This is a genomic window from Acaryochloris sp. CCMEE 5410 (assembly GCF_000238775.2).
In the GTDB taxonomy this organism is placed as follows: domain Bacteria; phylum Cyanobacteriota; class Cyanobacteriia; order Thermosynechococcales; family Thermosynechococcaceae; genus Acaryochloris.
The window spans coordinates 1,109,431-1,131,827 of the sequence record NZ_AFEJ02000001.1; the positions used below are offsets into that span (position 1 = coordinate 1,109,431).

At 49.1% G+C, this 22,397-nt stretch carries 24 protein-coding genes and 1 tRNA gene; 7 read left to right on the forward strand and 18 right to left on the reverse strand.

Annotation, left to right across the window (positions count from 1 at the left end):
* Positions 1-160 precede the first annotated feature (160 nt).
* The 4 genes from ON05_RS04875 to ON05_RS04890 form a co-directional block, all read right to left on the reverse strand.
* The gene (locus ON05_RS04875) at positions 161-466 is read right to left on the reverse strand and encodes an urease subunit beta (RefSeq protein ID WP_010477609.1); all 306 of its coding nucleotides are present in this window, start codon (positions 464-466) and stop codon (positions 161-163) included.
* Positions 467-542: 76 nt separating this feature from the next.
* Positions 543-1,595, reverse strand: coding sequence for a hypothetical protein (locus ON05_RS04880; RefSeq protein WP_010477610.1), 1,053 nt, complete (start codon positions 1,593-1,595; stop codon positions 543-545).
* Positions 1,596-1,625: 30 nt separating this feature from the next.
* Entirely contained in the window at positions 1,626-1,928 is a 303-nt protein-coding gene (gene ureA, locus ON05_RS04885) for an urease subunit gamma (RefSeq protein ID WP_010477611.1), read from the reverse strand.
* Between the two features lie 13 nt (positions 1,929-1,941).
* Positions 1,942-2,793, reverse strand: coding sequence for an urease accessory protein UreD (locus tag ON05_RS04890; RefSeq protein ID WP_010477612.1), 852 nt, complete (start codon positions 2,791-2,793; stop codon positions 1,942-1,944).
* Positions 2,794-3,023: 230 nt separating this feature from the next.
* Between ON05_RS04890 and ON05_RS04895 the strand changes: the two genes are divergently transcribed.
* Positions 3,024-3,230 (forward strand): hypothetical protein, encoded by a 207-nt coding sequence (locus tag ON05_RS04895; RefSeq protein WP_010477613.1) that lies wholly within the window; start codon positions 3,024-3,026, stop codon positions 3,228-3,230.
* Positions 3,231-3,303: 73 nt separating this feature from the next.
* Here the strand turns inward: ON05_RS04895 and ON05_RS04900 are convergent, their stop codons facing one another.
* Positions 3,304-4,209 carry a D-hexose-6-phosphate mutarotase gene (locus ON05_RS04900; RefSeq protein ID WP_010477614.1) on the reverse strand — a complete coding sequence of 302 codons (906 nt, stop codon included), beginning with the start codon at positions 4,207-4,209 and terminating at the stop codon, positions 3,304-3,306.
* A gap of 204 nt (positions 4,210-4,413) precedes the next feature.
* Between ON05_RS04900 and chrA the strand changes: the two genes are divergently transcribed.
* Positions 4,414-5,643, forward strand: a complete 1,230-nt coding sequence (chrA, locus tag ON05_RS04905; RefSeq protein ID WP_010477616.1) for a chromate efflux transporter — start codon at positions 4,414-4,416, stop codon at positions 5,641-5,643.
* A 47-nt stretch (positions 5,644-5,690) separates the two neighbouring features.
* Here the strand turns inward: chrA and ON05_RS04910 are convergent, their stop codons facing one another.
* The 8 genes from ON05_RS04910 to aat form a co-directional block, all read right to left on the reverse strand.
* Positions 5,691-7,274 carry an L-lactate permease gene (locus ON05_RS04910; protein WP_262561212.1) on the reverse strand — a complete coding sequence of 528 codons (1,584 nt, stop codon included), beginning with the start codon at positions 7,272-7,274 and terminating at the stop codon, positions 5,691-5,693.
* A 110-nt stretch (positions 7,275-7,384) separates the two neighbouring features.
* A complete protein-coding gene (locus tag ON05_RS04915) occupies positions 7,385-7,513 on the reverse strand; it encodes a hypothetical protein (RefSeq protein WP_262561213.1) in 129 nt (42 codons plus the stop codon).
* Positions 7,510-7,872, reverse strand: coding sequence for a hypothetical protein (locus ON05_RS04920; RefSeq protein ID WP_262561214.1), 363 nt, complete (start codon positions 7,870-7,872; stop codon positions 7,510-7,512). The genes ON05_RS04915 and ON05_RS04920 overlap by 4 nt, the downstream gene beginning before the upstream one ends.
* 55 nt (positions 7,873-7,927) lie before the next feature.
* The gene (locus ON05_RS04925; RefSeq protein WP_262561215.1) at positions 7,928-8,695 is read right to left on the reverse strand and encodes a transposase; all 768 of its coding nucleotides are present in this window, start codon (positions 8,693-8,695) and stop codon (positions 7,928-7,930) included.
* A 314-nt stretch (positions 8,696-9,009) separates the two neighbouring features.
* Positions 9,010-9,447, reverse strand: a complete 438-nt coding sequence (locus ON05_RS04930; RefSeq protein WP_010477618.1) for a DUF6918 family protein — start codon at positions 9,445-9,447, stop codon at positions 9,010-9,012.
* Positions 9,448-9,762: 315 nt separating this feature from the next.
* Entirely contained in the window at positions 9,763-10,512 is a 750-nt protein-coding gene (gene rpaB / locus ON05_RS04935; protein ID WP_029315482.1) for a response regulator transcription factor RpaB, read from the reverse strand.
* 368 nt (positions 10,513-10,880) lie between these two features.
* Entirely contained in the window at positions 10,881-12,695 is a 1,815-nt protein-coding gene (locus ON05_RS04940; protein ID WP_010477620.1) for an S-layer homology domain-containing protein, read from the reverse strand.
* A 180-nt stretch (positions 12,696-12,875) separates the two neighbouring features.
* Positions 12,876-13,457 (reverse strand): leucyl/phenylalanyl-tRNA--protein transferase, encoded by a 582-nt coding sequence (gene aat, locus ON05_RS04945; protein WP_029315483.1) that lies wholly within the window; start codon positions 13,455-13,457, stop codon positions 12,876-12,878.
* A 293-nt stretch (positions 13,458-13,750) separates the two neighbouring features.
* On the opposite strand from aat, the gene ON05_RS04950 reads away from it, so the two are divergent.
* A complete protein-coding gene (locus ON05_RS04950; protein ID WP_010477623.1) occupies positions 13,751-14,080 on the forward strand; it encodes a hypothetical protein in 330 nt (109 codons plus the stop codon).
* A 28-nt stretch (positions 14,081-14,108) separates the two neighbouring features.
* On the opposite strand, the gene ON05_RS04955 is transcribed toward ON05_RS04950, so the two are convergent.
* Positions 14,109-14,255 carry a DUF2256 domain-containing protein gene (locus tag ON05_RS04955; RefSeq protein WP_010477625.1) on the reverse strand — a complete coding sequence of 49 codons (147 nt, stop codon included), beginning with the start codon at positions 14,253-14,255 and terminating at the stop codon, positions 14,109-14,111.
* Between the two features lie 246 nt (positions 14,256-14,501).
* Positions 14,502-14,574, reverse strand: a tRNA-Met gene (locus ON05_RS04960).
* 209 nt (positions 14,575-14,783) lie between these two features.
* On the opposite strand from ON05_RS04960, the gene ON05_RS04965 reads away from it, so the two are divergent.
* The 4 genes from ON05_RS04965 to ON05_RS04980 all read left to right on the forward strand — a co-directional run bounded on the left by ON05_RS04965 (position 14,784) and on the right by ON05_RS04980 (position 19,854).
* A complete protein-coding gene (locus ON05_RS04965; protein ID WP_010477627.1) occupies positions 14,784-15,758 on the forward strand; it encodes a cysteine synthase A in 975 nt (324 codons plus the stop codon).
* A 41-nt stretch (positions 15,759-15,799) separates the two neighbouring features.
* The gene (locus tag ON05_RS04970) at positions 15,800-16,804 is read left to right on the forward strand and encodes a lysylphosphatidylglycerol synthase domain-containing protein (RefSeq protein WP_010477629.1); all 1,005 of its coding nucleotides are present in this window, start codon (positions 15,800-15,802) and stop codon (positions 16,802-16,804) included.
* A gap of 261 nt (positions 16,805-17,065) precedes the next feature.
* The gene (locus tag ON05_RS04975; protein ID WP_010477636.1) at positions 17,066-19,333 is read left to right on the forward strand and encodes an EAL domain-containing protein; all 2,268 of its coding nucleotides are present in this window, start codon (positions 17,066-17,068) and stop codon (positions 19,331-19,333) included.
* Positions 19,334-19,464: 131 nt separating this feature from the next.
* A complete protein-coding gene (locus tag ON05_RS04980; RefSeq protein WP_010477637.1) occupies positions 19,465-19,854 on the forward strand; it encodes an MAPEG family protein in 390 nt (129 codons plus the stop codon).
* Between the two features lie 22 nt (positions 19,855-19,876).
* On the opposite strand, the gene ON05_RS04985 is transcribed toward ON05_RS04980, so the two are convergent.
* The 3 genes from ON05_RS04985 to arsS are packed head-to-tail and all read right to left on the reverse strand — an operon-like array spanning position 19,877 to position 22,366.
* Positions 19,877-20,557 (reverse strand): TVP38/TMEM64 family protein, encoded by a 681-nt coding sequence (locus tag ON05_RS04985; RefSeq protein ID WP_010477638.1) that lies wholly within the window; start codon positions 20,555-20,557, stop codon positions 19,877-19,879.
* Positions 20,557-21,342 (reverse strand): TVP38/TMEM64 family protein, encoded by a 786-nt coding sequence (locus ON05_RS04990; protein ID WP_010477640.1) that lies wholly within the window; start codon positions 21,340-21,342, stop codon positions 20,557-20,559. Before ON05_RS04990 ends, ON05_RS04985 begins: the two co-directional genes overlap by 1 nt.
* A gap of 28 nt (positions 21,343-21,370) precedes the next feature.
* Positions 21,371-22,366, reverse strand: coding sequence for an arsenosugar biosynthesis radical SAM (seleno)protein ArsS (arsS, locus tag ON05_RS04995; RefSeq protein WP_010477642.1), 996 nt, complete (start codon positions 22,364-22,366; stop codon positions 21,371-21,373).
* Between the last annotated feature and the right edge of the window lie 31 nt (positions 22,367-22,397).

Consider the following 22,397-nt stretch of genomic DNA (forward strand, 5'->3'; position numbering starts at 1 on the left):
CCAATCTTATTTTTCTCTATCAACAAACTGTTTAACTCGAAAATTTTACGGTTTTTAGATTTAGAAATTCTCCCCAAAAAATCTATCAAGATATAATTCCAGAGAAAGAATTCACTAAATAAAAACGCTAGTCCAAAAACAGGTATTTCGCCCAAAAGAATTATAAAGCACCTTGGATTTTTCCATTAAAGCCAAACACTTGTCGCTGCCCGACTAAGGGAACCAAAGTGACCTCTCGCTGGTCCCCCGGCTCAAAACGTACGGCCGTTCCGGCAGGAATATCTAATCGCATTCCCTTAACTTGCGCTCGATCAAACTCTAAAGCTGGATTCACTTCATAAAAGTGAAAATGAGACCCCACCTGCACGGGACGATCTCCGGTGTTCGCAACGGCCACCTTCACCGTTGCCCGCCCTGCATTCAGTTCAATATCGCCTGTTTCAGGAAAGAGTTCGCCAGGTATCATGATGGGTCTGACCGGAGTACACTTGCTAGCCACTGTACGGTACTTTTTCCCATAGGTCTAGAACTTCAATTCAAAATCATTTTCGGCGTTGTTGGCGACGCTGCTTTTCTAACCGCTGCCGGATCGCCGCAATCCCAAACACTCCTGAAAAACTGATCACCAGCAAGAGACCAAATAGCTGCCAAGGGTTCGGCCTAGTACTAGAGAGGTTAACAGAACTCACGGTTTGGCAGAGGGGGTAGAGGAAATTCCGACCGCCCAAATCATCAGGACTGAGCTGCGGTAGCGGCTTAGCAGCATCCCCCAAACTGCTATTCATGATGGCCACCGTATCAATTTGGGAGACCAACTTTAGGGTCTTTGTCGGCTGCTGACAATCAATGGCCATCACATTGCCGGGAATTGGGTCCGTATCAAAGTTACGTTGGGGAAATTCATTGGGGTGATCTAGCGCCAAGGCATGCCCCACCTCATGAATCAACAAAGACTCAAAGTGATTACAGCCAGCAATCGGGGCTTGGGTATCCCAAAAGTAGCAGCTGCGATTATTGAAAACAATATCAGCACTGGTAATCGTTTTGCCTGGAACCGGCTGTCCTTGCAGACCAATGGGGTTTTCATTGGTGAACCAAAAGCTAGTGTAAGCCCCAAAGTTAGCGACGAGGGGATAGTCTTCTGGACTCCGGACAAACAGATCAATCTCTGCCCCAAATCCTCGCCACGGTTCCCGAGCACCATCCGGGGGGATTTGGGCGGCTAGGCTGGCGGTCACTGGCGTAAAGTTAAGGACGGTATGATTCTCTCCCCAGTGATCTAAAGCGCTCTGAATCTCCCCTTCGATTTGGGCACAGGTGGGCGGTTGGCGATCTTGAAAGAGGGGAATGATTTGGGGGCAAAAGTCGGATGCGATCGCATATTCCAATCCCTCCCCCAGTCCCCGCACATTAGACAATACGGAACCTGGCACATTACTCCACCGAGCCGCATCTTGGAGATCATCTGCAAAATTGTTAGGTGTATTGTTCGTTAGGGCATTGTCCGTAACAAACCCAAAGGCTGGCCCACTCAGAAGCAGCCACCAGCAAACCATGACGCTGATCCAACGTTTCCATCCCCCTTGATTGGGCATTATCCCCCTCGTTCTCAGTCTCGTGCCAATTTAAGTAATGGGATGGTGAACCGTTACTAGTTTGGTTCCATCCGGAAACGTCGCTTCCACCTGGACCTCAGGAATCATCTCCGGAATGCCATCCATCACGTCTGTACGACTCAGCAAGGTCGTGCCAAAGCTCATCAATTCAGCAACGGTGCGTCCCTCCCGAGCCCCTTCCAAAATACCCGCCGTAATATAGGCCACTGCCTCAGGGTAATTGAGCTTTATGCCTCGGTCCTTCCGCCGTTCTGCTAACAGTGCCGCGGTAAACACGAGCAATTTATCTTTTTCCTGGGGAGTGAGCTGCATGGGTTACCTCGTTTTAGAGTGGCCAAACACGGGGAGGACAGGCTGGGCGTCCCAAATGGGTGGATCGCAACAGATTCCACACCTGTATAAACCATTGACGGGCCGCTTGACTAGAGGGACCACGATATCGGCAAACCAACCCAAGGGGTAAGTGCGTTACCCCCATCTCGGCCCCATCGGTAGTGGGCTGCCAAAGGTCACGAGCCGTCTGGACCAGATCGGGTTCAACCCCTTGTCCGACCCAAAGAAAACTGCCAACAACCGGCTGACCAGCCAAGCCATGTAGGCTTTCCCAAATGTCCGGTTGTCCCGGCAACCACTGTCGATCAATCCAGAGGGGAGCGCCCTGTTGCCAAATCTCAGTATGAGATCGCCAGTCCCCCTGCGTAAACCGTTCCCCTCGGGCACTGCGACCAAATCGAGTCAGATCCCATCCGCAAAAAATAGCCCCAGGGCCAAGCTCAACCTGTAAGGTTTGGCGAAACTGAGCCTGGTCAAAGACGATTGTTCCCAAGGGCAGCCATTCTAGAATCGCGTTAGCATCCAGCTGACACTGGACCGTCTGTTGGGCTCCATGGCCATTAGACCGATAGACTTTGCCCGCAGATGTTGTGGTCAGCAGTACATGGGCCTGGGGCTGCAGCGTCACATTAATGGAGAGACGATCGCCGCCCACCATGCCCCCAGCAGTATGCATCATGACGCTATGGCAAACTGGCCCTTCAGGGTAAAAAGGGCGTTGTAGATTGAGAGGGGCTTGATGATAGCTCTGCTGAACCTGAGTTTGGTGAGCTTTTTTCTCGTAGGTTAAGCTTAGACGACCATGCCAGCTTGCCGAGTCTGACTGTTTTTCAAGTTGCTGCATGGGCCGATAACAGAGATATTCAGCTAAAGGGGTTGAGGCGTCTCAATAATTTATCATTTATTCTCTAGAAGCCAGGCAAATTATACATTTGATGTGCTTTTTACCCTATTTTTCCTTTAGTTCTTTAACGGAGTTATTACGTTTTCTAAAACCTCCCCTCTCTTGGTTTTAACTCCTATCAATAACTGTCATAATGCAGGCGCTTACGTTGTCTCATCATTCATCTGTTTATGTCGGATCAAGATAAATACACTGTTGTGCCCTCAAGAAACACTGAGGTGATTCGCAAAAACTATAATGACGATGCCTTAAAAATGCGAGCCAAAGCGGCCAAAGCGCGTATTAAAGCCAAGCAGAAGGCTGAAAAAGATGCCCGGCAAAGGGCTGCCATTGAAAAAATTCCTCCAGAACATCGCATTTTGGAAGATTCCCTTTAATTGAATGGTCGCACCGGGGGATAGGGGCTAGATTGATGTCCCCTATTCCTGGGTAGCTTCGATCCGTAGCTCTTTAAAGCTGGACTATCCGATAGTCAGCAGACAGGCTATAGGCTGTCCCCGGCTGCATCTCAATCACCTCATTCGCCGCATTTGCGGTCTCTACACAGACAAATTTTTGATAATCATCATCCTCTAAGTCAGCCATTTTGGCAGAATTATCGACCCAAGGATTCCAGACCACAGCCGTTTGACTCCCCGATGCCGTAATTTCAATCCGGCGGTTAAGCGTTGGATCTTCAACGACTAATGCTGGGGACACCCCTAAATAAATTCGATCCACCTCTTCGGCAATAGCAATCTCACCGGACTGCTGTTTTTGCACTCCCCCATCCACTTTATCGATGTAAACAGCATCCGCCAGACCTTTGACCCGGAGGGGCGCAATATCCCCCACTTGAAAATAGGTGTGCAGGGCCTGGGTAATGGAGAAAGGCTGCTTCCCCGTATTGTGGGTTATTAGCTCAATTTTGAGGGTCGAACCAATTGTAAATTCAATGGATAGGTCGAAGGAATGGGGCCAAATGCCTTGGGTTTCAGATGTATCCGCTAAACCCAGTTTGACGGTGGTCTCTTGATTGGGAGTGGTAGACGTGGATTGCACTGTCCACAACCGATTGCGCACAAACCCATGGCTAGCCCGTCCTAAGCCCTCGGGGTCCGGTCCAAACCAGGGCCAGCATATAGGCGTTCCCCCTTTAATGGCTTTTCCAGTTTGGTAATAGGCCTGCTCGCTCATAAACATCAAGTCTTCTGGAGCAGAGGTGGGGCGGTAGGACAAGACTTGTCCCCCATAGACAGAAATCATCGCTTGGGCATGGGCGTTATTAATCTTGATGATGGGGAAATCGCCCTTACCTAGGCTGAACTGAAGTTGATCGGCAATACCATAGTCCGCGTTAAGCTGCTCAATATTCATAGGGGAAATCTGTCGAAGTTGCTAGGGAGTTAATGCCGGGATCTACCGGTTCACCAGTCGACTCAGTGATATCTTGGTCCTGGCACTAAGACTGTACCGAACTTTCACCCCATTAACCGTAATTTAAGCTGCCCCTTGTACAAGTGAAGATGGCTCACTGTAAGCAAAATATTTGAGTATTTCTCTTCGTTGTGGGATTGCCAGATGATTCAATCAGAGATCAAGCCAGCTCCTGGGCAATCCCTAACCCAACGCCTCGCTGAGTTAGCAAAGGTCTTCTTAAAACTGGGAACCATCGGCTTTGGCGGTCCCCAAGCCCATATCGCTATGGCCAATGATGAAGCTGTGGCTCGTCGTCAATGGCTGACCCCAGAGCAGTTCACAGAAGGGCTGGCTGTGTGTGAAATGCTGCCGGGTCCCGCCTCAACCCAAATGGGCATTTATATTGGCTATGTTCGGGCGGGACAGTTGGGGGCCTTAGTCTCCGGCTTTTGCTTTATTGCACCTGCATTTTTAATTGTGGTGGCCTTAGCCTGGGGCTATTTTCGCTTCCAAGGATTGCCTCAGATTAATGATATTTTTCTGGGGGTTTCCCCCGTCGTAATCGCTATTATTCTGGCCTTTTGTTGGAAACTGGCCAGGAAAACCCTCAAGGATATTGTGGGGATTGGTATTGCGATCGCAATCTTTATCCTCACCCTCACCACTACCATTAACATCCTGATTCAGTTTATTTTGGCTGGCCTGGTCGGACTCTTATGGTTCCGTCCCCGAGGAACCGATTCTCCAATACGGAGCTGGTGGATACCGCCAATGCCTTTATTACTGGCCCATCTACCAGCAGATGCCCTGACCCTCTCTAGCTTCTGGGGACTGGAACGGATCGGAGAGTTTCTCCTGCCTCTAACGACCTTTTTTCTGAAAGTGGGTAGTTTTATCTTTGGGGGTGGGTTAGTGATTATCCCATTGCTGGAATTTGAAGTAGTTGAGCAGTTGCACTGGTTAACCCAAACGGAGTTTATTAATGGCGTTGCTATCGGTCAGTTATCCCCAGGTCCTGTGGTATTAACGGCAGCCTTTGTCGGCTTTAAGGTGGCAGGGGTTTTGGGGGCGTTGGTATCAACCATTGCCATTTTCGCACCCTCCTTTGCCTTTATTATGCTGGCAGCCCCATTGCTACTCCGTGCCCGCAAGAATCTCTGGATTCAGGCGTTTCTAAAGGGCGTTACGCCTGCTGTACTGGGTGCGATCGCAGCTGCCACCATTCCCCTTCTTAGAACTACTTTGGCCCAACCGACCCTGTTCTATTCCATCATTTCTGGGGTGATTGGACTTCTCGCCTTAGTGGCTTTGATCCGCTACAAAACCCCAACCTGGCTTTTAGTCCCGCTCGGTGCAGTTTTGGGATTAATGGTTGGATTACTCTCAACCTAAAAATGTGAGTCTTGAACCCTGCGCATTGCCTTTACACCCCCACTTCGCTAGCTGCTAACGGTAAAGGCTGGAACCAACAGGATGATTAATCCACCTAAAACACCTGCAAAAATCAAATAGTACAGCGTCGGCATCAAGACTTTTCGAATCAGCAGCCCTTCACAGCCCGCCAGACCAACCGTCGCTTCCGCCGTGACAATATTGGACACACAGATCATATTGCCTGCAGAAGCTCCCACACATTGCAGCCCTAAAATCACTGCTGTCGGCACATCGATTTGGGAGGCAACCCCAAATTGAAAGAGCGCAAACATCATATTGCTAACGGTGACACTCCCCGCCACAAAGGACCCCACCATCCCCACCATGGGAGCAAAAAACGGCCAGGATTGCCCCGCAAGGGTGGCCATCCCCTCCGCTAACGCCAGGGGCATACTCGCTAGATCGGCTGAATTGATACCTGTGTTGATAAATACCCTGGCCATCAGAACTGCCGACCCCAACGCCAGCGCTGTCTTTTGCAAGATCGGCAGGGTCCGCATGACCGCTCGCTGCATCAATTGAATCGACATCCGATGCAGATAGAACGTGATTATGACCACCAGGAGAAAAACCGTCGGTGGTAGGTAGAGAGGCCGTGTTGCAGCACTAACTTCTGTCCCCAAGATATTAGTCCAAGTTAGCGATAAAGACTGCAGTCCCCTGCGAAAGGGCAAAAACTCCAGACGCGACAATAGTAAAAACACCCCCAGTAACCCATAGGGCAACCATGCTTGCCGAGCAGTCAGAACACTTTTGGGTGGGTTGCTGACTAAGGGGGCGAGATTGACCTCTGATTCAGGCGGAAATTCCCAAAGGGCTTGCGGGGTAAACAGCCCCTTCCGAGCAGCGGGAATTACCAGCCCCAACCCCACTAAACCCCCAATCAAAGTGGGAAATTCTGGTCCCAGAAAGTAAGCGGTTAGGGTATAGGGAATCGTAAACGCAAGTCCGGCAAACAAGGCAAACTTCCATGCTCCTAGCCCATCCCTAAGGGATCGACGTGCCCCAAACCCAGCCGTGAGTACCATCACGAGAACCAGGGGCAGAAAAGTCCCCACGACACCATGAATCAGACCGGCCCATCGCCCAATCAGGGTCAGATACTCAGGTTGAGTTAACCCTAATTCAACCAGCTGTTGCTTGACTGCAGGCACACCGTCTAAGCCCGCTTCAATACCGATAATGATCGGCGTCCCCACTGCCCCAAAGGTCGAAGGCGTACTCTGAATAATTAATGCAGACACCACGGCGGCCATGGCCGGAAAGCCAATGGCGACCAACAACGGCACAGTAATCACAGCAGGGGTGCCAAACCCAGAAGCCCCTTCAATAAAACTGCCAAACAACCAGGCAATAACAATCACCTGCACCCTAGGATCCGGGGAGATCCCTAATAAACTTTGGCGAATGGTTGCGATCGCACCGGATTCTTGTAGGGTATTGAGCAGCAAAATTGCGCCGAAAACGATATACAGAATCTCAGCCGCGGCCACCAAGCCCTGAAGACTAGAGGCGGCCACTTCTACCCCAGGAACCCGCCAAACCCCCAAAGCAATACCAACCGTCACTAGATAACTGGAGTCTGGCAAATTTCATCAAAGTTCAGCCTCCTTTCATTACCGCCAGAACAGGCGGTAACCTACTCTGAAGTGTGTGCCTCAGAGCAGTAACTCGAATTCAGCTAATGTTTCTCAAGCCATTAGGCTGCAATCCGAGTTGGTAGAATGAAGCGCTTCACGACTCCTTGCGTATTGCCATCCGTGATGGCCTGCTCACAAGCAGCCATTAAGACCGCTTGAGCCTGTTGCTGTCGGTGATGTTCAATCACTTGGGCAATTGAAATGAATGGATCATCCCTCTGTTGAGAACAGCGCAGTTGAGCATACAAAAATGCAACGCTAAATGCACCAAAGAGTACCACTTGTGAATCGCTTCATAGTGTTGGACGCGAAACTCCCCCAATCCCAAACATTGCTTGAGATACCAATAATCTGTTTCAATGGACCAGCGCTTTGAGTAGCGTTTCAGTATTTTGGCCGCAGACAATGAGGTGTCTGTGCACAGGTAATACTTCGGGTGAGAATCCCGAGGGTGCCGCTTGGAGATGACCACACAGACGTCAAAAGGCACCTCATTTAATCGGCCCGTAATCGAGCGCGTTAGGTAGGTGTGCTTTGAGCCTGTCACTGTTTTAACTCAACTGAGTCGTAGTGTTTGTGCTTGAGGTCTTTGTTCCATTGACTCAGACGCTTGCCATCAAGAATGCGATTGGATTTGATAGCGCCCAAACAAACCATCGCTTGCCTTGCCGCCGAACAAACTTGAGTAGTTTGGCGGAGGCATACCAGCTATCGAATAAAACGTACACCCGCCATTCTTTGGGTAATAGAGGCTGGAGCTGCTGAAGCATCTCCCGGACCAGTTGATACTTGGTTTGGAAGCGCAATCGCTCCTCCTTGGCACGTCCCCGGTTCAAGTTGCGAACCGTTTTTGCCCGTAAATAGAGCCGATAGGCGAAGGGAACACTGTGGTTGCCAATTTGAACCCGACAACTCACATGCACCATCCCTTTCTTGTACTTGGGAGTATTGCGACCACTGGCATTGTGGTCATGCTGCCAATCCACCCCTTCCAAGGCATGGGTATCCTTATCTTTGCTACTGGTCGAGTCATCAATACTCACATACACCACAGGAGAACTTCCTCCTCGCTGCACGCGCTCTATGACATCGGCCAGGTTGATTTCCCCAAGGCGTTTGTCGAGAGATTGCTCAGACCAGGTACTCACTCGTAAAAAGTCAGCCACTGCACTGGCATCTGGAGCATCAACCCACTGAGCATACAAGTGGCTAAGGGTTTTGCGGCCATTGCCCACAATCAATCCTTCAACAATACGCAGCACATGCTGCTGTTGAGGTTTAGATAACGGGATGCTCAAGTGTGAGAGGTACTGTTTTAGAGCCTGGTCTGGATGGATGATGCTTTTTAGAATGACTACACCTTTGGGCAAACACGATGGTTAATGGCCTGAATTTACTACGGTGTGGTCTTTGATGGCCAATCAAGCAGTTTTGCCAGACTCCAGTAGATAAGACAAAGGCATGGCTTGACTCGCAGGCCGCCGAGCCACTACTAACAACAAGAACACTGTTGCAATAGGGATCAATGCGACCAACGAGTAGAGGAAGATCATTTAGGTTTATCCAACCCGGCCTGGGTGAATGACATAAGGGGCTGAGCACCTAATCCAGCAGAGGGATACATCTACTCACCCTCTTCAATCAATAGGTATGAAGCAATTAATAGGTATGAAATGGAGCCAACCTAATTATGAGCGTAATTACCAAGAATCTCGGCTAAGCCAGGCACCGCTGCTTCCACATCGCCTTTCACGGACTTTCGGACTTTTTTATAGGTGGCAATCACGATCTTATTCTTCGCGACACTCAACTTATTATCCGTCACCCCTAATAAAACATCTGCGGTCTCCGCAGAGTTTTGGCTCAGATGCTCTACTGGGTTTCCGGCTTGTACTCCTGCGGTCCACATGGGATCTAAGGCGTCTAAAGCTTGAGGTACTAAACTTTTGAGAGCCCGTGGAATGTATCCTGGACCGATTCCCTTTAGCGCTTTATAAGCGGTCTTCAAGGCTAGACCCGAAATTCCTGTTTTTGCTGCGACTTGCTGATCCATAAGTTGAGCACAATCTGCAGCAATACTAGCTTGAGTTTCTTCGTCTTTGACTTGATCTCTCAGCGCCATAATTGCAATTCCTTAACTCCGAAATTTTTAATGAATTTTGCCTAGGATAACAAACCTTTGTTCGTTCTTAGAAGCCTTTGCCGATCAACTCAAGGGTTTCGAGCCCGTTCAAAATCAGCTCTCCTTGTTTCAAGCTAGTTTATCCAGTATAGCCAAGCCCATTAAGGCCTTCAAGATAATTCCTAGGGGCAGAAATGCGCTGAAAGATTCATCCCCAAAACAGAGCTGTCCATTTTAAAAACTGTTTTTAGGTATTCAAAGAAAAGTCCATCACACCCTACTCGGTACGACAGAAAAACAGGATATCAAATCCTTCTAACACATCACTTGTTCAGGAGATTTTTTTCTCATTTTTTGGAAAAAATAGCCAATCCCCCAGTCCGTATGAATGTACTCGGGTTGTTTAGAGCTATCACCAATCTTGGAGCGCAGCCGGGAGACATTCACATCGACCACTCGCAAATCGGCATAGTGGTTAGCAGAGTATCCCCACACTTGCTGCAAAATATCGGAGCGGGAGACGGTCTGACCCGCCTTGGAGACTAATAGCTTGAGAACATCAAATTCGATGCCAGTCAGTTGAATTCTTTGGCCATGCAAGTAAACTTGTCGCTTATGGGTTTCAATCCGCAACGGCCCTATTTCCATAATTACCTGCTCTGCGGCATGGCCAGCTCCTGCTTTGCCTTTACCGGGAACAGTTCGCCGTAAAATAGCCTGAATTCTGCTTTCTAACTCCTTAGGGGAAAAAGGCTTGGGTAAATAGTCGTCTGCCCCTAATTCCAATCCCTTGATGCGATCGCTCACTTCTCCTAGAGCCGTCAGCATAATAATGGGAACGCCCGTTGATTCTCGTAAGGTCTGGCAAACCTGCAGCCCATTCATGCGGGGCATCATCACATCTAACACAATCAAATCAGGTTTTTCAGCTTCAAATTGCTCAAGTGCCTCTATCCCATCAGCAGCAACCACAATTTCATATCCCACCATCGATAGACGGGTTGCCAAAATCCGACGAATCGTTGCTTCGTCGTCAACAATCAAAATTTTATGTTGCCTACCCAAGGGACCTAAATCTCCAGACTATTTTAAAAAGAAGTTGATAAGCGCAAAAACGAACGACACCTTAACAACATCCATAGGAGTTGCTTCAGCCCATGCTGACAAGGTGAACAAGGTGAGAAATCGGTTATAAATAATTATAATTTATAATATAAGTTAACATTCTGCAAGATTGAATGTCCCTTACATTACTGCTCGCCAATAGCCTTAAACCCTTTTCCCAAAAAGAATACAGGGCTTATCTGCATTATTTGCGATGCAGATAAGCCCTGACAAAGCCAATCCTCAATTATGAAAATCTTGACAAGGTAGCTGCCCAACCCCCTACAGGGCTTGCCCCTGATTGAGGCAACCTGGGCAGCCCATTACTTCTAGTTATTGAAATTATTTAAGCTCAAAGGAGCGCGAAACTCCATCTGTACCGATGTGGGGTTAAATAAAATCACCTTTTTACCGGACCCGCTTCCACCAATCAGACTGCTCAGGCCTAATAGGCCACCTGACTGCTGCTCGCCCGTTGAACTGACACCGCGAAGAGATTGGCTCGCTTCTGGAGAAGCAATCACATTCCCTTGAAAATCAGCTGGGCTTAAAGACTGCAAGGAAGAGGGAGAAATTACTGCTGAAGCAGCAGTAATAGGATACGTTTGGGTGCCAATCATAATTTCATTAGCCACAAATTGGGCTCCTTCTTTGCCATTCACCGTCATCGGTACGATCTGGCCACGAATCAGACTCCCTTCTGGCACAAGAACTTCATTTTGGCGGTTATAGATAGAACGCCCCGTTTTTAGCGCCACGGGAACCGTTTCACCGGGAACCATAACGTATCTGGCATTGTCTGTTTGAGCCACCAGATCGACCTTTGTCCCTGAATCCACCTGATATAGATTGGCAGAATTAGGATCCACAAAGGCTGTGGTTGACCCCGGTAAAAACTCAAAATCAGCATTGAGCTTTAATCCCATCAGATCGGGTTCCACAAGAATGACCTCATCACTGGTATCGGATTTGCCGATCACCTGTTTGCCTATGGTTTGCCCAGTCTGGATAATCCCAGGCACTAAGGAACCAAATCGCACATTCCCACTAATAGCGGAATCCAAAGCGGCTGAAGCTGCCAGAGTGGTGATACTTCCAGTTAAGTCCGCAATGCTCAGGGAACTCTTTTTGCGGGCGGCAATGGGGACAGAAGACGCATTAACGGTATAGGGTGTATTGCCAATCATTAATTTACTGGCCGTGAACTGAGTCACTAAGGTCTTGTTTACTTCAAAGGGCTGGAAACGACCGACAATCTTACTGCCTTCGGGGATAACAACCTGTTGGTTGGTATTGACCACATCTTCTGCGACGACAAACGTGGTTTCCACATTTTCGCCCACAGTCATCACGAGATTGGCACCGGGTTCTGCTCCTTCTAACTGAACGGGAAGCTTAGTCCCTACCGCTAAAGTTCCAGTACCGGCTTCTGAGGGTGTCGCCGGGAGAGAACCGCCCTGAACAATATATTGTGAGGCGGGGAAATTACTGCCAATGGGAGCCAAACGTCCCTGACTCACTAATGCTTGATAAATATAGGCAGCAATATCGGCCCGAGTGGCTTGTTGATTCGGATTTAAGGTAGCCGCATTCGGATAATTCACAGGAATATTACGTTGCGTTGCCGCAGCAACCCCCGGTTTAGCATAGTTGGGAATTTGGGCTGCATCGTAGAAGCGGAGCAAGGTGCTATCCACTGACCCCACGGGTTGAATCTTTAATCCACTGGCAATGGCTACCAACGCTTGTACCTTAGGGATCTCTTGATCTGGCTGGAAGGAGCCGTTGGTATAGCCTGATAAGAACCCTGTAGTGTAAGCATAGTCAATGGCTGGAGAAGCCCAGTAACCATAGCTCACATCCTTAAAAGGGCGTGAAGGGCGAGTAGCAGGAGACTTAAAAGCTTGGCGGACAATGGCAGCAAACTGAGCCCGAGTCACGGGTTGGTCAGGTCGGAAGGAGCCATCGGGAAAACCACTAATTATATTTTTTTGAGCAAGGGTATCAATAAAAGGTTGAGCCCAATTGCTACTGACGTCCGTAAATTGGGACTGAGCAAAGGCAGAGCGCATAGGAACAGGGGCAACGGCGATTACTGAAGTTAGACAAGCGACAGCCACTGCACGCTGAGGAGCACTAAACATGTTTCTAACACCTTTTTTAGGATTGGATTGAACAGGTTGAACTGTGTATTCCCCGTGTCAATAAAATCCCATTCCCGTTTTGACGAAAGGTGATGCAGGGGGTTCCTGCAATGTTATGAAAACGACACCTAAGTTTGGGTGTTATTCAGGACAAAACCCCACATTTAAGATCGCTGTCTTCTAGGAACCAGTCTTAAAAGCCCGCCGCAGCTGAATCGCAGCTTGAAGCTGCTGCTGATACTCTTGCTCAGAAATGGTGTAAGCCCCAAATCGCTCCAAATGGGGATTGATAATCTGAACATCGAACAAGGTAAATTGTTGCGATCGCAAATGATTCACCAACATCACCATCGCAACTTTAGAACCCTCGGAGATGTGGAAAAACATCGATTCACCAATAAATACCCCACCAATCACTAATCCGAGAATGCCGCCTGCCAGCTGATCATCTTGCCAAGTTTCAAAGCTAAATGCCCACCCGGCCTTATACAACAATAAATAGATCATCTTCAGTTCATCAGAAATCCAGGTCGAGTCACGATTGGCACAGCCTTCAACTACCCCAAAAAAATCGCGATTGATGGCTGAGGTAAATCGGTTTTGGTTCAGACTCCGACGGAGGGATTTTGGGTAGCGAAACCGTTCATCCAAAGGCATAATCGTTCGGGTCTGACTGGAATACCATCCCAACCCATCACCGTTATCCATCAGAAAATAGCCTTGACGGTACCCCGCAATGATCTCGGCAGGATCAATCTGCATCATTTTTGGCATCGAATCAAACTAAAATCACCTGCAACGGACGTTCTATAGTCAATATTTTAAGGAAATTGCCGAAGAGCATCGACGGATTCAGGATTTTTTGCAGACTTTTGATATGAGCGTCAGCAATGGAGGACAGAACTTATACAACTTAAACGCAGAATCAGACAAGAACAAAAAACTGACCCTGCAATACTCAGAACATCACAAAAGTCCCCATCACGATCAGAACGCACCAGTAGCCTGTCTCAGGCTCCATCTCGTCTTCATCCATCTCTACAGGACTGATTAGCATGATGCCTCAACACCAACTTTTAGCCACCACAGGTTATTACATTCGTCAGTTGATCAAACAACATGGCCAGGAACTCCAATCCGCCGTTGCACAAGCTACTCAGCTGATAGCTAATACCACCGCCGATATCAATCGAGTTATTGCCAGTCTCTACCCAAATGAGTCAGAGACCACTCGGATGATGAGTGAACTAGAACTGCTGGTCAAAGTCCACCAGCATCTCCGCAGCCAAAACAGCCTCTACGCCAGCACCTTTGAACAGCTCCAAGACATTGAATCCAGGATCTTTAGCATTCTAGGACTCAGCCGAGTCTGTTACGCCTCCTAACTTTCTCAATACATAAAAAAACCTTGCGTTAAGACGATGACTTACGATTTCTGCGACATTTCTCAGAACAGTAAATAACATCGTCCCAACAATTGCGCCATTTCTTGCGCCAGGTAAATGGCAATCCACAAACGGGGCAAATCTTAGTGGGTAAGTCACGTTTTCGAGGGGCCATGTTGAATTCATTACGACATTAAATAGGAGTTCAATCCCTTACAGGTTGCGGACAGATCACGCCCCTCATTGAATCTGGAGCAGTAGATCACATCCAAATCAGCGAAAAATGCAGAGTAGGTGTCTTTGTGCTGCCTAGCCGAAGGGTAAAGAGAGGCTGTCACAAACTCACACACCGACAATCTACGCTAGCTTATACCGAAGGCTGTCTCCTTTGTGAGCCTTCAGATACTCCAAATTCGATAAATGGCTCAGGCGAGATTTGAACTTGCGACCTTGGGCTTATGAGTCCCCTGCTCTAACCACTGAGCTACTGAGCCAATTGGTCGGTTAGTGAAAGTAGCTGATACGTTAGCTTTCATCAAGCGCCGACGGTTTATTAGCGTAACATACACAGCAGACCCTTTGCACCATCAGTTTGGGGAATTTCTCAATTTTGGGAAACCCTGGGACAGCAGAGCCATACCCCTTGGTCACAGCCGGACATGTCGTGGGAAGATAGGCAAATATGTAAATCTTTTCCGCGACCATGGACATTAAACACGGCTTTGTCGGCGCAGTTGGCAACACTCCCCTCATTCGCCTCAATAGTTTCAGTGAGCAAACCGGCTGCGAAATTTTGGGCAAAGCTGAGTTCTTAAATCCGGGGGGGTCCGTTAAGGATCGGGCCGCTTTGTTTATGATCAATGACGCCGAAAAAAGAGGGGTGCTCAAACCCGGCGGCACAGTGGTGGAAGGAACGGCAGGCAATACCGGGATTGGCCTGGCCCATATCTGCAATGCCAAGGGCTACAAATGTTTAATCGTGATTCCCGAAACCCAGTCCCAAGAGAAGATGGACGCGTTACGGCTATTGGGAGCAGAAGTGCGAGCCGTACCAGCGGTACCTTATCGAGATCCCAATAACTATGTCAAACTCTCGGGCCGCATCGCTGATGAACTAGACAATGCGGTTTGGGCCAACCAATTCGACAATTTGGCCAATCGTCTCGCCCACTATGAGGGCACCGGCCCCGAAATCTGGCAGCAGACCGATGGCAAGATCGATGTCTGGGTCACCTCCACGGGGACCGGCGGCACCTATGCCGGAGTAGCCCTCTATCTCAAAGAGCAAAACCCCAATCTCAAAACGATTTTGGCAGACCCCATGGGGAGCGGTCTCTATAGCTATGTCAAAACCGGAGAAATTAAGCCGGAAGGCAATTCGGTTACCGAGGGCATTGGCAATAGCCGGGTCACCGCTAATTTGGAAGGGGCTCCCATCGATGATGCCATTCAAGTGGATGACCCCGAAGCGCTACGGGTCATTTATCAGCTGTTAAGACAAGATGGTCTGTTCCTAGGGGGATCAGTCGGCATCAATGTGGGCGCAGCGGTCGCCCTCGCCAAAGAGATGGGACCTGGGCACACCATTGTCACGGTGCTTTGTGATAGCGGCACTCGCTATCAGTCTAAATTGTTTAATCCAGACTGGCTGAAAGCCAAAGGACTCAGTCCTGAGTAATTAAAGACTAGCGGTCTATACCCAAGTTAGAGCATATTGTTATGGAGCAGCGATGGAGCTGGGTGAAGCAGCTATGGGCGAGCTATAAATCCGTTTTTTTCGCTGGCTTGCTAATGGCGGTTTTGGCCTTTTTAGGGAAAGCCTTATTTGAGCATTGGCAGGCGATTGCAGCCATTCAGATTACCCTATCGGCTTGGGCTAGCGTTGCGATCGCAACCGGTCTCACCCTATTTGCCTTTACCTGGACTGGGTGGGTTTGGGGCTGGATTTTAGAGGATTTAGGACATCCCGTCAGCAATATTTGGGCAACCCAGATTTACCTGACCACTAATATTGCCAAATACTTACCCAGCAATCTCCTCCACCTTTATGGTCGAACCCTTGCTGCCCAAAACGTAGGGATTCCTCTCACCGCTGCCTCCCTCAGTGTCATTCTCGACACTCTTCTAATGATTTCAGCAGGGTTGATTCTGGGGTTATTAAGCGTACCGCAGGGGGGGCTATGGACGGCAGGCTTGGGACTACTAGCCGCATTGGTTATTGTCCATCCTAAAATTTTGCGATTTCTGATTCGACGGCTGTCTCAACTCGGAGCCGTTATTTCTAAATCCAAATCGAAAAGAAGACCTAAACCCTTCCTGCCCAAGCACTATCCCTGGCGTCCTTTACTGGGTGAAATTAGCATTATTGTCCTGAGGGGTCTGGGATTTGCTCTCACCGTCCAAGCCCTTACGCCTGTCGAGATTGAAGCGATTCCCCGTTTGATTAGCATCTTTAGCATTGGTTGGCTGCTGGGATTTGTCACCCCTGGGGTTCCAGGGGGAGTCGGCGTGTTTGAACTTACCGTCTGTCAGCTGATGATTCGCCCCGGCGTCCTGACCGAGGCCTCCACCCTTTCCTACGGGGTAGCGTTGGGCAGTGTCGCTTTGTATCGATTGATGAACACCCTTGCCGAAGCCTTGGGGGCAGGTCTAGCGTGGTTAGACACAAAGCAATCTCAAACTGCAACAACTCCTATTCTCCGGTCAAAGGTTGACAAGCCATAGCGCTACAAGGCTTTGAAGAATTACAGCTCTCATGAAAAGAGCCCGTCAATAGGACCAATTACTAGTCCTAGAGATCGAGCTTAATAATACGAAATATTCTGTTTAAACATGTCCGTATATTTGCGGAGGACAACCGCCTAAATCACCTCGTACCCTTTGAGGGAAGCAGGTTTATTCAGCCAGTATTCAGAAATATACGTGAATTTACGCCATTTCAATTGGTGAAAGTCATGTTTTACCTGTGCTTGGAGTAATTTTGGTGTGACGTTCCCTCCGCTGTCCGAAATCGTGAAAAGCGACCAACAGTCCAACTTAGATCATCTGTCTGCTGCTTGCCCTGCGGTCATGTATAGCAGCTGTCCAGGTGCCTATGAATTAACGGCTGTTTCTAAGAGCGTTACCTCCCTATTTGGCTATACCGATCAGGATTTGTTAGCAGAGCCAACCCGCTGGCTCTCCCTGATCCATCCTGACGATCGGTCCCTGGCCTTAGAAACCCTTAGCCAAGGCACATTAGATGTTTGGCAGGAGTGCGAGTACCGTTTTTTTCATAAACAGTTAGGGTATCGCTGGGTTCAGAATATCTTTCAGCTCGTGTCTAAACCCAACGGACCCGGACTAGAACTGATCGGTTGTTGGCTGGATCGCACGGAACATCTCCAGCATCGACTGGCTCAGCAGCAGCGGGATGCCCTACTGACCGCCGTGGCAGAAGCCAGTCAATATCTGCTCACGGGTTCCCATTTCAATACAGCCGTCACCAAGGCCCTGGCAGTGGTCGGCAATGCCGCCCAGATCGATCGCCTCTATGTTTGTGAACTCCATACATCGACCGCTGGCGTGCTCACCCCCCAGCTGCGCTATGCCTGGGTAAAAAAGACCGAGTCGGCGTCCAGTTTACAGTTGCCTTGGACCGTTCCCTCCGATGTGATTGGTCAACGACGGTGGTACCAGTCCTTAGTTCGTCGTCTACCGTTTTCCCAGCTAACCCGAGATTTTCATGAGATTGAGCGCTCGCATCTAAAACGAGCTGACATTTGCTCGGTGTTCCTACTCCCCATCATTATCGGGGACCAGCTCTGGGGATTTATGAGCTTTGAAAATCGCCATATTGAGCGCCAATGGTCTACGCCCGATATTTCCCTATTGCAAACCTTGGTGGCAAGCCTTAGTGGGGCCTTAAAGCATCACCAAAAAGAGACAGAACTGCTCCATCATGCCTTCCACGATCCCCTAACGGACCTACCCAATCGCGCCCTATTTATTAATCGACTCGAACAATCCCTCAAACAGCTGCAACGTTACCCCGACTATTTATTCGCAGTACTGTTTTTGGATTTAGATCGGTTCAAAATCATTAACGACAGCATGGGGCATGGAGTGGGCGATCAGTTGCTAATGGGCATTGCTGAGCGACTGCTCTCTTCTTTGCGTCCCGGTGATACGGCCTCTCGCTTAGGTGGAGATGAATTTGTTATTTTGCTCAATGGCCTCCAAAACCAAGAAGATGCGACCTCCACAGCAGAGCGCCTGCGACAACAATTGACCCTACCCTTTAATTTAGGGGTACATGAAATTTTCATTGATGTCAGCATTGGCATTACCCTCAGCAACTTTGGCTACCACGATGCTGAGCAGGTGCTGCAAGACGCAGATGTGGCCATGTACCAGGCTAAGTCCGCCGGCAAGGGCTGCCATAAGGTCTTTAATACGGGCATGCAGTCCCAGACGATGGCGCGATCGCAGTTGGAAACGGAAATGCGGCGAGCCATTGAACGCCAAGCCTTTGAAATTTACTACCAGCCTATTGTTTGTCTGAAGACTGGAGCCATTGATGCCTTCGAGGCGTTGATCCGCTGGTATGACAGCAACCATCAACCCATCGCTGCCTCGGATCTGATTGGCATTGCTGAGGAGTCCGGCATGATCCAGGACTTAGGGTTATCGGTCTTGCAGCAGGCCTGCAATCAACTCCGTCAATGGCAGCGTCTTCCGGACTATGAGACCCTGCGCATTAGCGTCAATTTATCGGCTAAACAGCTGTTTCATAGCGATTTGGTCACTAAGGTGGCGGATATCATAGCGGCCTCTCGCATTGACCCCACCCATCTGAAACTAGAGCTAACGGAAAGCACAATTATTCGCAATGATCAGACGACGATAAATTTACTGAAACAATTGCGGGAGCTGGGGCTAGAACTCTATCTGGATGATTTTGGAGCGGGCTATTCTTCTCTCAGCTACCTGTATAGCCTACCGATTAATGCCCTAAAAATTGATCAAACCTTTGTCCAACGAATCGATATGGGAGCAGAGGGACAAGCCATTATCCGTTCGATTCTCTTACTAGCCAATAATTTGGATCTACAGGTAGTAGCAGAAGGGGTTGAGAATAAGATCCAGCTTAATTACCTCAATTCTCTCAACTGTACCCACGGTCAAGGCTTTTTGTTTGCCCCACCTCTAACGGCGAGGGGCGCGACATCCTTGTTGCGATCGCAAGATCGATTCGAGTACCAGTCTGCTTAACATCCATTCTCGTCTTACCCCTGAGTCTCAATATATGGCGATTTTCAGGACTGTTACCCTGCCATAGCACACAAATATTCCATTGCTCAGTACCATTAGGGCTATTGGTATTTAGCTTAGATTAACCGGCTATGACAACAGTATTATTTTGTGCCCTGGCACTAGCCATGTGGTCTCTTCCCCTCAATTACATCCCCACCCTGGCGCGATTTGCAGAAGGGGGAATGGAATGGGCCACCAGCAACCGGGACACTATGCCAGAGATCCCCCCCTGGGCTCAACGGGCAGAGCGGGCTCAGCGCAACCATTATGAAAATTTACCGATGCTGGTGGTGACCCTGCTCGTCGTTCAGTTGTCGGGAGCTGCCAACCCGCTGATTAATTTGGCCGCAATGATTATGGTGGCCTGCAGGGTCTTTCATGCCTTTGCCTACATTATTGGCGTGCCAGCATTGCGGTCGTTGGGATTTGTCGGGTCTATCTTGTCACTGTTTGTGATTCTGTGGCAGCTTCTGGTTTAGGGGCCACGAACCTAAAAAGAGCTTAAGTCAGCGATCGCTTCTTACGCAGTAACAACGGCATCGCCGACAGCACCGCTAAGCAGGTACAGGCAATCACCAAGGGCCAAGGACCTTTACCATGCATGACATCATTCCCGGCAACCCCGATCCAGGTATAGGCAATCACCCCAGGAATAATTCCAATCAGCGTTCCTAAACTGTAGGGCAACCAATGAATCGTGGTCATGCCAAACAGGAAATTCACTAAATTAAAGGGAGAAATAGGCGCAAAGCGAACAATCAGGACAAAGCTAAATGGATGCTGGAGCACGGCTTGGTTAAACGTACAGAGCAGCTTGCGATCGCGCACACGTCTCTGGGCCCAATCTAACAATAGGTAACGGGCCATCCAGAAGGCTCCCATGGCTCCCAAGGTGGCTCCTGCTAGGGATAAAAAGCTCCCCCACAGCAGGCCAAACAGGACACCACCCACGATGGTCAAAATGACTCCTGGGACCCCCAGCACTGTGGCGACAATATGCAGCAGGATAAAGATGATCGCCCCCCATAAACCGTGGGATTGAACAAACTCCACCAAATGCATCTGGTCAAACAGCAAGGGAACATACCGGATGACGAAGGGAAGCAACAACACCCCTACCAATCCTGCTAGTAATCGTCTGCGACCTTTCACTTGCTGACGGCTGAGTCCTTCTTGCAGCATTAACTTAGCTCTTGCTCAACCGCGGTGCCAGTTTCAGGGACGGCTTCTGCCAAGGCTTTGCGGGCCACTTTCGTCACATAGACGGTCACTAGAACTGTGGCAATTAGACCGACAACTTTAATAGTTAAATCAATGACCGGATCAGTAGGTTGATTACTAGTGCCAACGGTCGCTAGATCAGTAGCTAAAGATCCTATGTATACATACATAATCGTGCCTGGAATCATACCAACAGAACCAAGGAAGTAATCCCTTAAAGAGACTCCGGTTACCCCCATCCCATAGTTGAGTAAATTAAAGGGGAAGATTGGTGACAGCCGAGTTAGAAAAACAATCTTTAATCCTTGCTTACCCACGGCCCGATCAATCGCTGCAAATTTATCATTGCCCTCAATTTTTTTGGAGATCCATCCTCGAGCTACATACCGACCAACGAGGAAAGCGATAGTAGCACCAATGGTGGCACCAATAAAGACCAAAATAGATCCTTGAATAACCCCAAAGACAACCCCTGCTCCCAGAGTCAAAATAGAACCTGGTAAAAAGGCAACGGTGGCGACGATATAGATACCGATATAGGCAATTGCACCGACTGGCCCTAAAGCCTTAACCCACTCAAGGGCATCTAGTAGGAGTTGTTGTAGATACTGTTGGAGCTGCTGCAGAAGTTGTAGAGGATTAAACCCGCCCCCATCTGCGGCCCAAGCAGGCGAGGCCGTAATCACTAAGAAGGCCACGGCTGCCAGTAAAACAGGTTGAATTTTTTTCCAGCGACGAAGATTCATAGATTTACCTTTAAAAATGTGTGTGATGTCATAACAAAGAACCACCGCAGCTTGATCCACTCCCTGCGGTGCAGCCATAGCAATAGGGCGCTGTTTTAACGTCTTCAATCAGATCAAGACTGCCAGCCGCTAACAGTTTGGCCACTGTCAATCGCTCCCCCTGCGGGGTGGTGGCCGGAATCTCTTCCATTTGGTTAAAATCGCAGTCATAGATATTGCCCAGATAGTCCACGGATAGCTCATTGCGGCACATTAAATGCTCAACGGTCGAGTCATTATAGTGACCTTCCAAAAACTGCAGATAGGGCTGATGAAGTTGCCGATGTTCTAGATGAAACTTGGTGCGGCCGATGGGGAGATTGGTAATTGCAAACAGATGGTTAAACGTAATCCCAAACTGCTCCCCTAAATGTTGTTTATAGGCCAGTTCTAAGGGCTGCTGATCCGGCGCTAGGGCAAAGTCCAGAGTCGTTGGCACTTGCGGGTTATACACCAAGTCCAACACCAGATTAGGATCAGAGCCATAGCCCAACTGATTCAGCCGCTGGAGCGCTTTGATCGAGCTGTCAAAAACGCCATCACCCCGCATTTTGTCTACATTTTGCTCCAGGTAACAGGGCAAGGAAGCCACCACTCGTAGTTGATGCCGAGCAAAATAGTCCGGTAAATCTTCAAACCCCAGTTCAAAGTAGATCGTTAGATTTGAGCGAACAATCACTTCCTTGTTGTGTGATCGAGCTGCCTCGACTAAGGGACGAAAGCCATAATTCATCTCCGGGGCACCCCCCGTTAAGTCTACGGTTTCAATCTGAGGGAATCGATGAATCAATTCAACCAACTGCTCACAGATTTCTGGGGATAGCTCTTCGGTGCGCTTAGGGCTAGCCTCAACATGGCAGTGGCTACAGGCTAAGTTGCACCGTCGCCCTAAATTAATTTGCAGCACCGTAATCTTATGCTTTGTCAGGGGGGCAGCCAGCTTTTGGGCAAACGGAGTGAGGGTTGAGTTAGTTGATACAGTCATAACAGCTCGATCCACAACAACAAACGGCGTC

Excerpts from the sequence above, each read along its gene's own strand:
- aat (WP_029315483.1), bottom strand. The coding sequence starts at position 13,457 with ATGCAGATTGATCCTGCCGAGATCATTGCGGGGTACCGTCAAGGCTAT.
- ON05_RS04890 (WP_010477612.1), bottom strand. The coding sequence starts at position 2,793 with ATGCAGCAACTTGAAAAACAGTCAGACTCGGCAAGCTGGCATGGTCGT.
- ON05_RS04880 (WP_010477610.1), bottom strand. The coding sequence starts at position 1,595 with ATGCCCAATCAAGGGGGATGGAAACGTTGGATCAGCGTCATGGTTTGC.
- ON05_RS04990 (WP_010477640.1), bottom strand. The coding sequence starts at position 21,342 with ATGAATCTTCGTCGCTGGAAAAAAATTCAACCTGTTTTACTGGCAGCC.
- ON05_RS04985 (WP_010477638.1), bottom strand. The coding sequence starts at position 20,557 with ATGCTGCAAGAAGGACTCAGCCGTCAGCAAGTGAAAGGTCGCAGACGA.
- ON05_RS04970 (WP_010477629.1), top strand. The coding sequence starts at position 15,800 with ATGGAGCAGCGATGGAGCTGGGTGAAGCAGCTATGGGCGAGCTATAAA.
- ON05_RS04950 (WP_010477623.1), top strand. The coding sequence starts at position 13,751 with ATGATGCCTCAACACCAACTTTTAGCCACCACAGGTTATTACATTCGT.
- ureA (WP_010477611.1), bottom strand. The coding sequence starts at position 1,928 with ATGCAGCTCACTCCCCAGGAAAAAGATAAATTGCTCGTGTTTACCGCG.
- chrA (WP_010477616.1), top strand. The coding sequence starts at position 4,414 with ATGATTCAATCAGAGATCAAGCCAGCTCCTGGGCAATCCCTAACCCAA.
- ON05_RS04895 (WP_010477613.1), top strand. The coding sequence starts at position 3,024 with ATGTCGGATCAAGATAAATACACTGTTGTGCCCTCAAGAAACACTGAG.
- ON05_RS04875 (WP_010477609.1), bottom strand. The coding sequence starts at position 466 with ATGATACCTGGCGAACTCTTTCCTGAAACAGGCGATATTGAACTGAAT.
- ON05_RS04940 (WP_010477620.1), bottom strand. The coding sequence starts at position 12,695 with ATGTTTAGTGCTCCTCAGCGTGCAGTGGCTGTCGCTTGTCTAACTTCA.
- ON05_RS04955 (WP_010477625.1), bottom strand. The coding sequence starts at position 14,255 with ATGGCCCCTCGAAAACGTGACTTACCCACTAAGATTTGCCCCGTTTGT.
- ON05_RS04900 (WP_010477614.1), bottom strand. The coding sequence starts at position 4,209 with ATGAATATTGAGCAGCTTAACGCGGACTATGGTATTGCCGATCAACTT.
- ON05_RS04930 (WP_010477618.1), bottom strand. The coding sequence starts at position 9,447 with ATGGCGCTGAGAGATCAAGTCAAAGACGAAGAAACTCAAGCTAGTATT.
- ON05_RS04965 (WP_010477627.1), top strand. The coding sequence starts at position 14,784 with ATGGACATTAAACACGGCTTTGTCGGCGCAGTTGGCAACACTCCCCTC.
- ON05_RS04980 (WP_010477637.1), top strand. The coding sequence starts at position 19,465 with ATGACAACAGTATTATTTTGTGCCCTGGCACTAGCCATGTGGTCTCTT.
- arsS (WP_010477642.1), bottom strand. The coding sequence starts at position 22,366 with ATGACTGTATCAACTAACTCAACCCTCACTCCGTTTGCCCAAAAGCTG.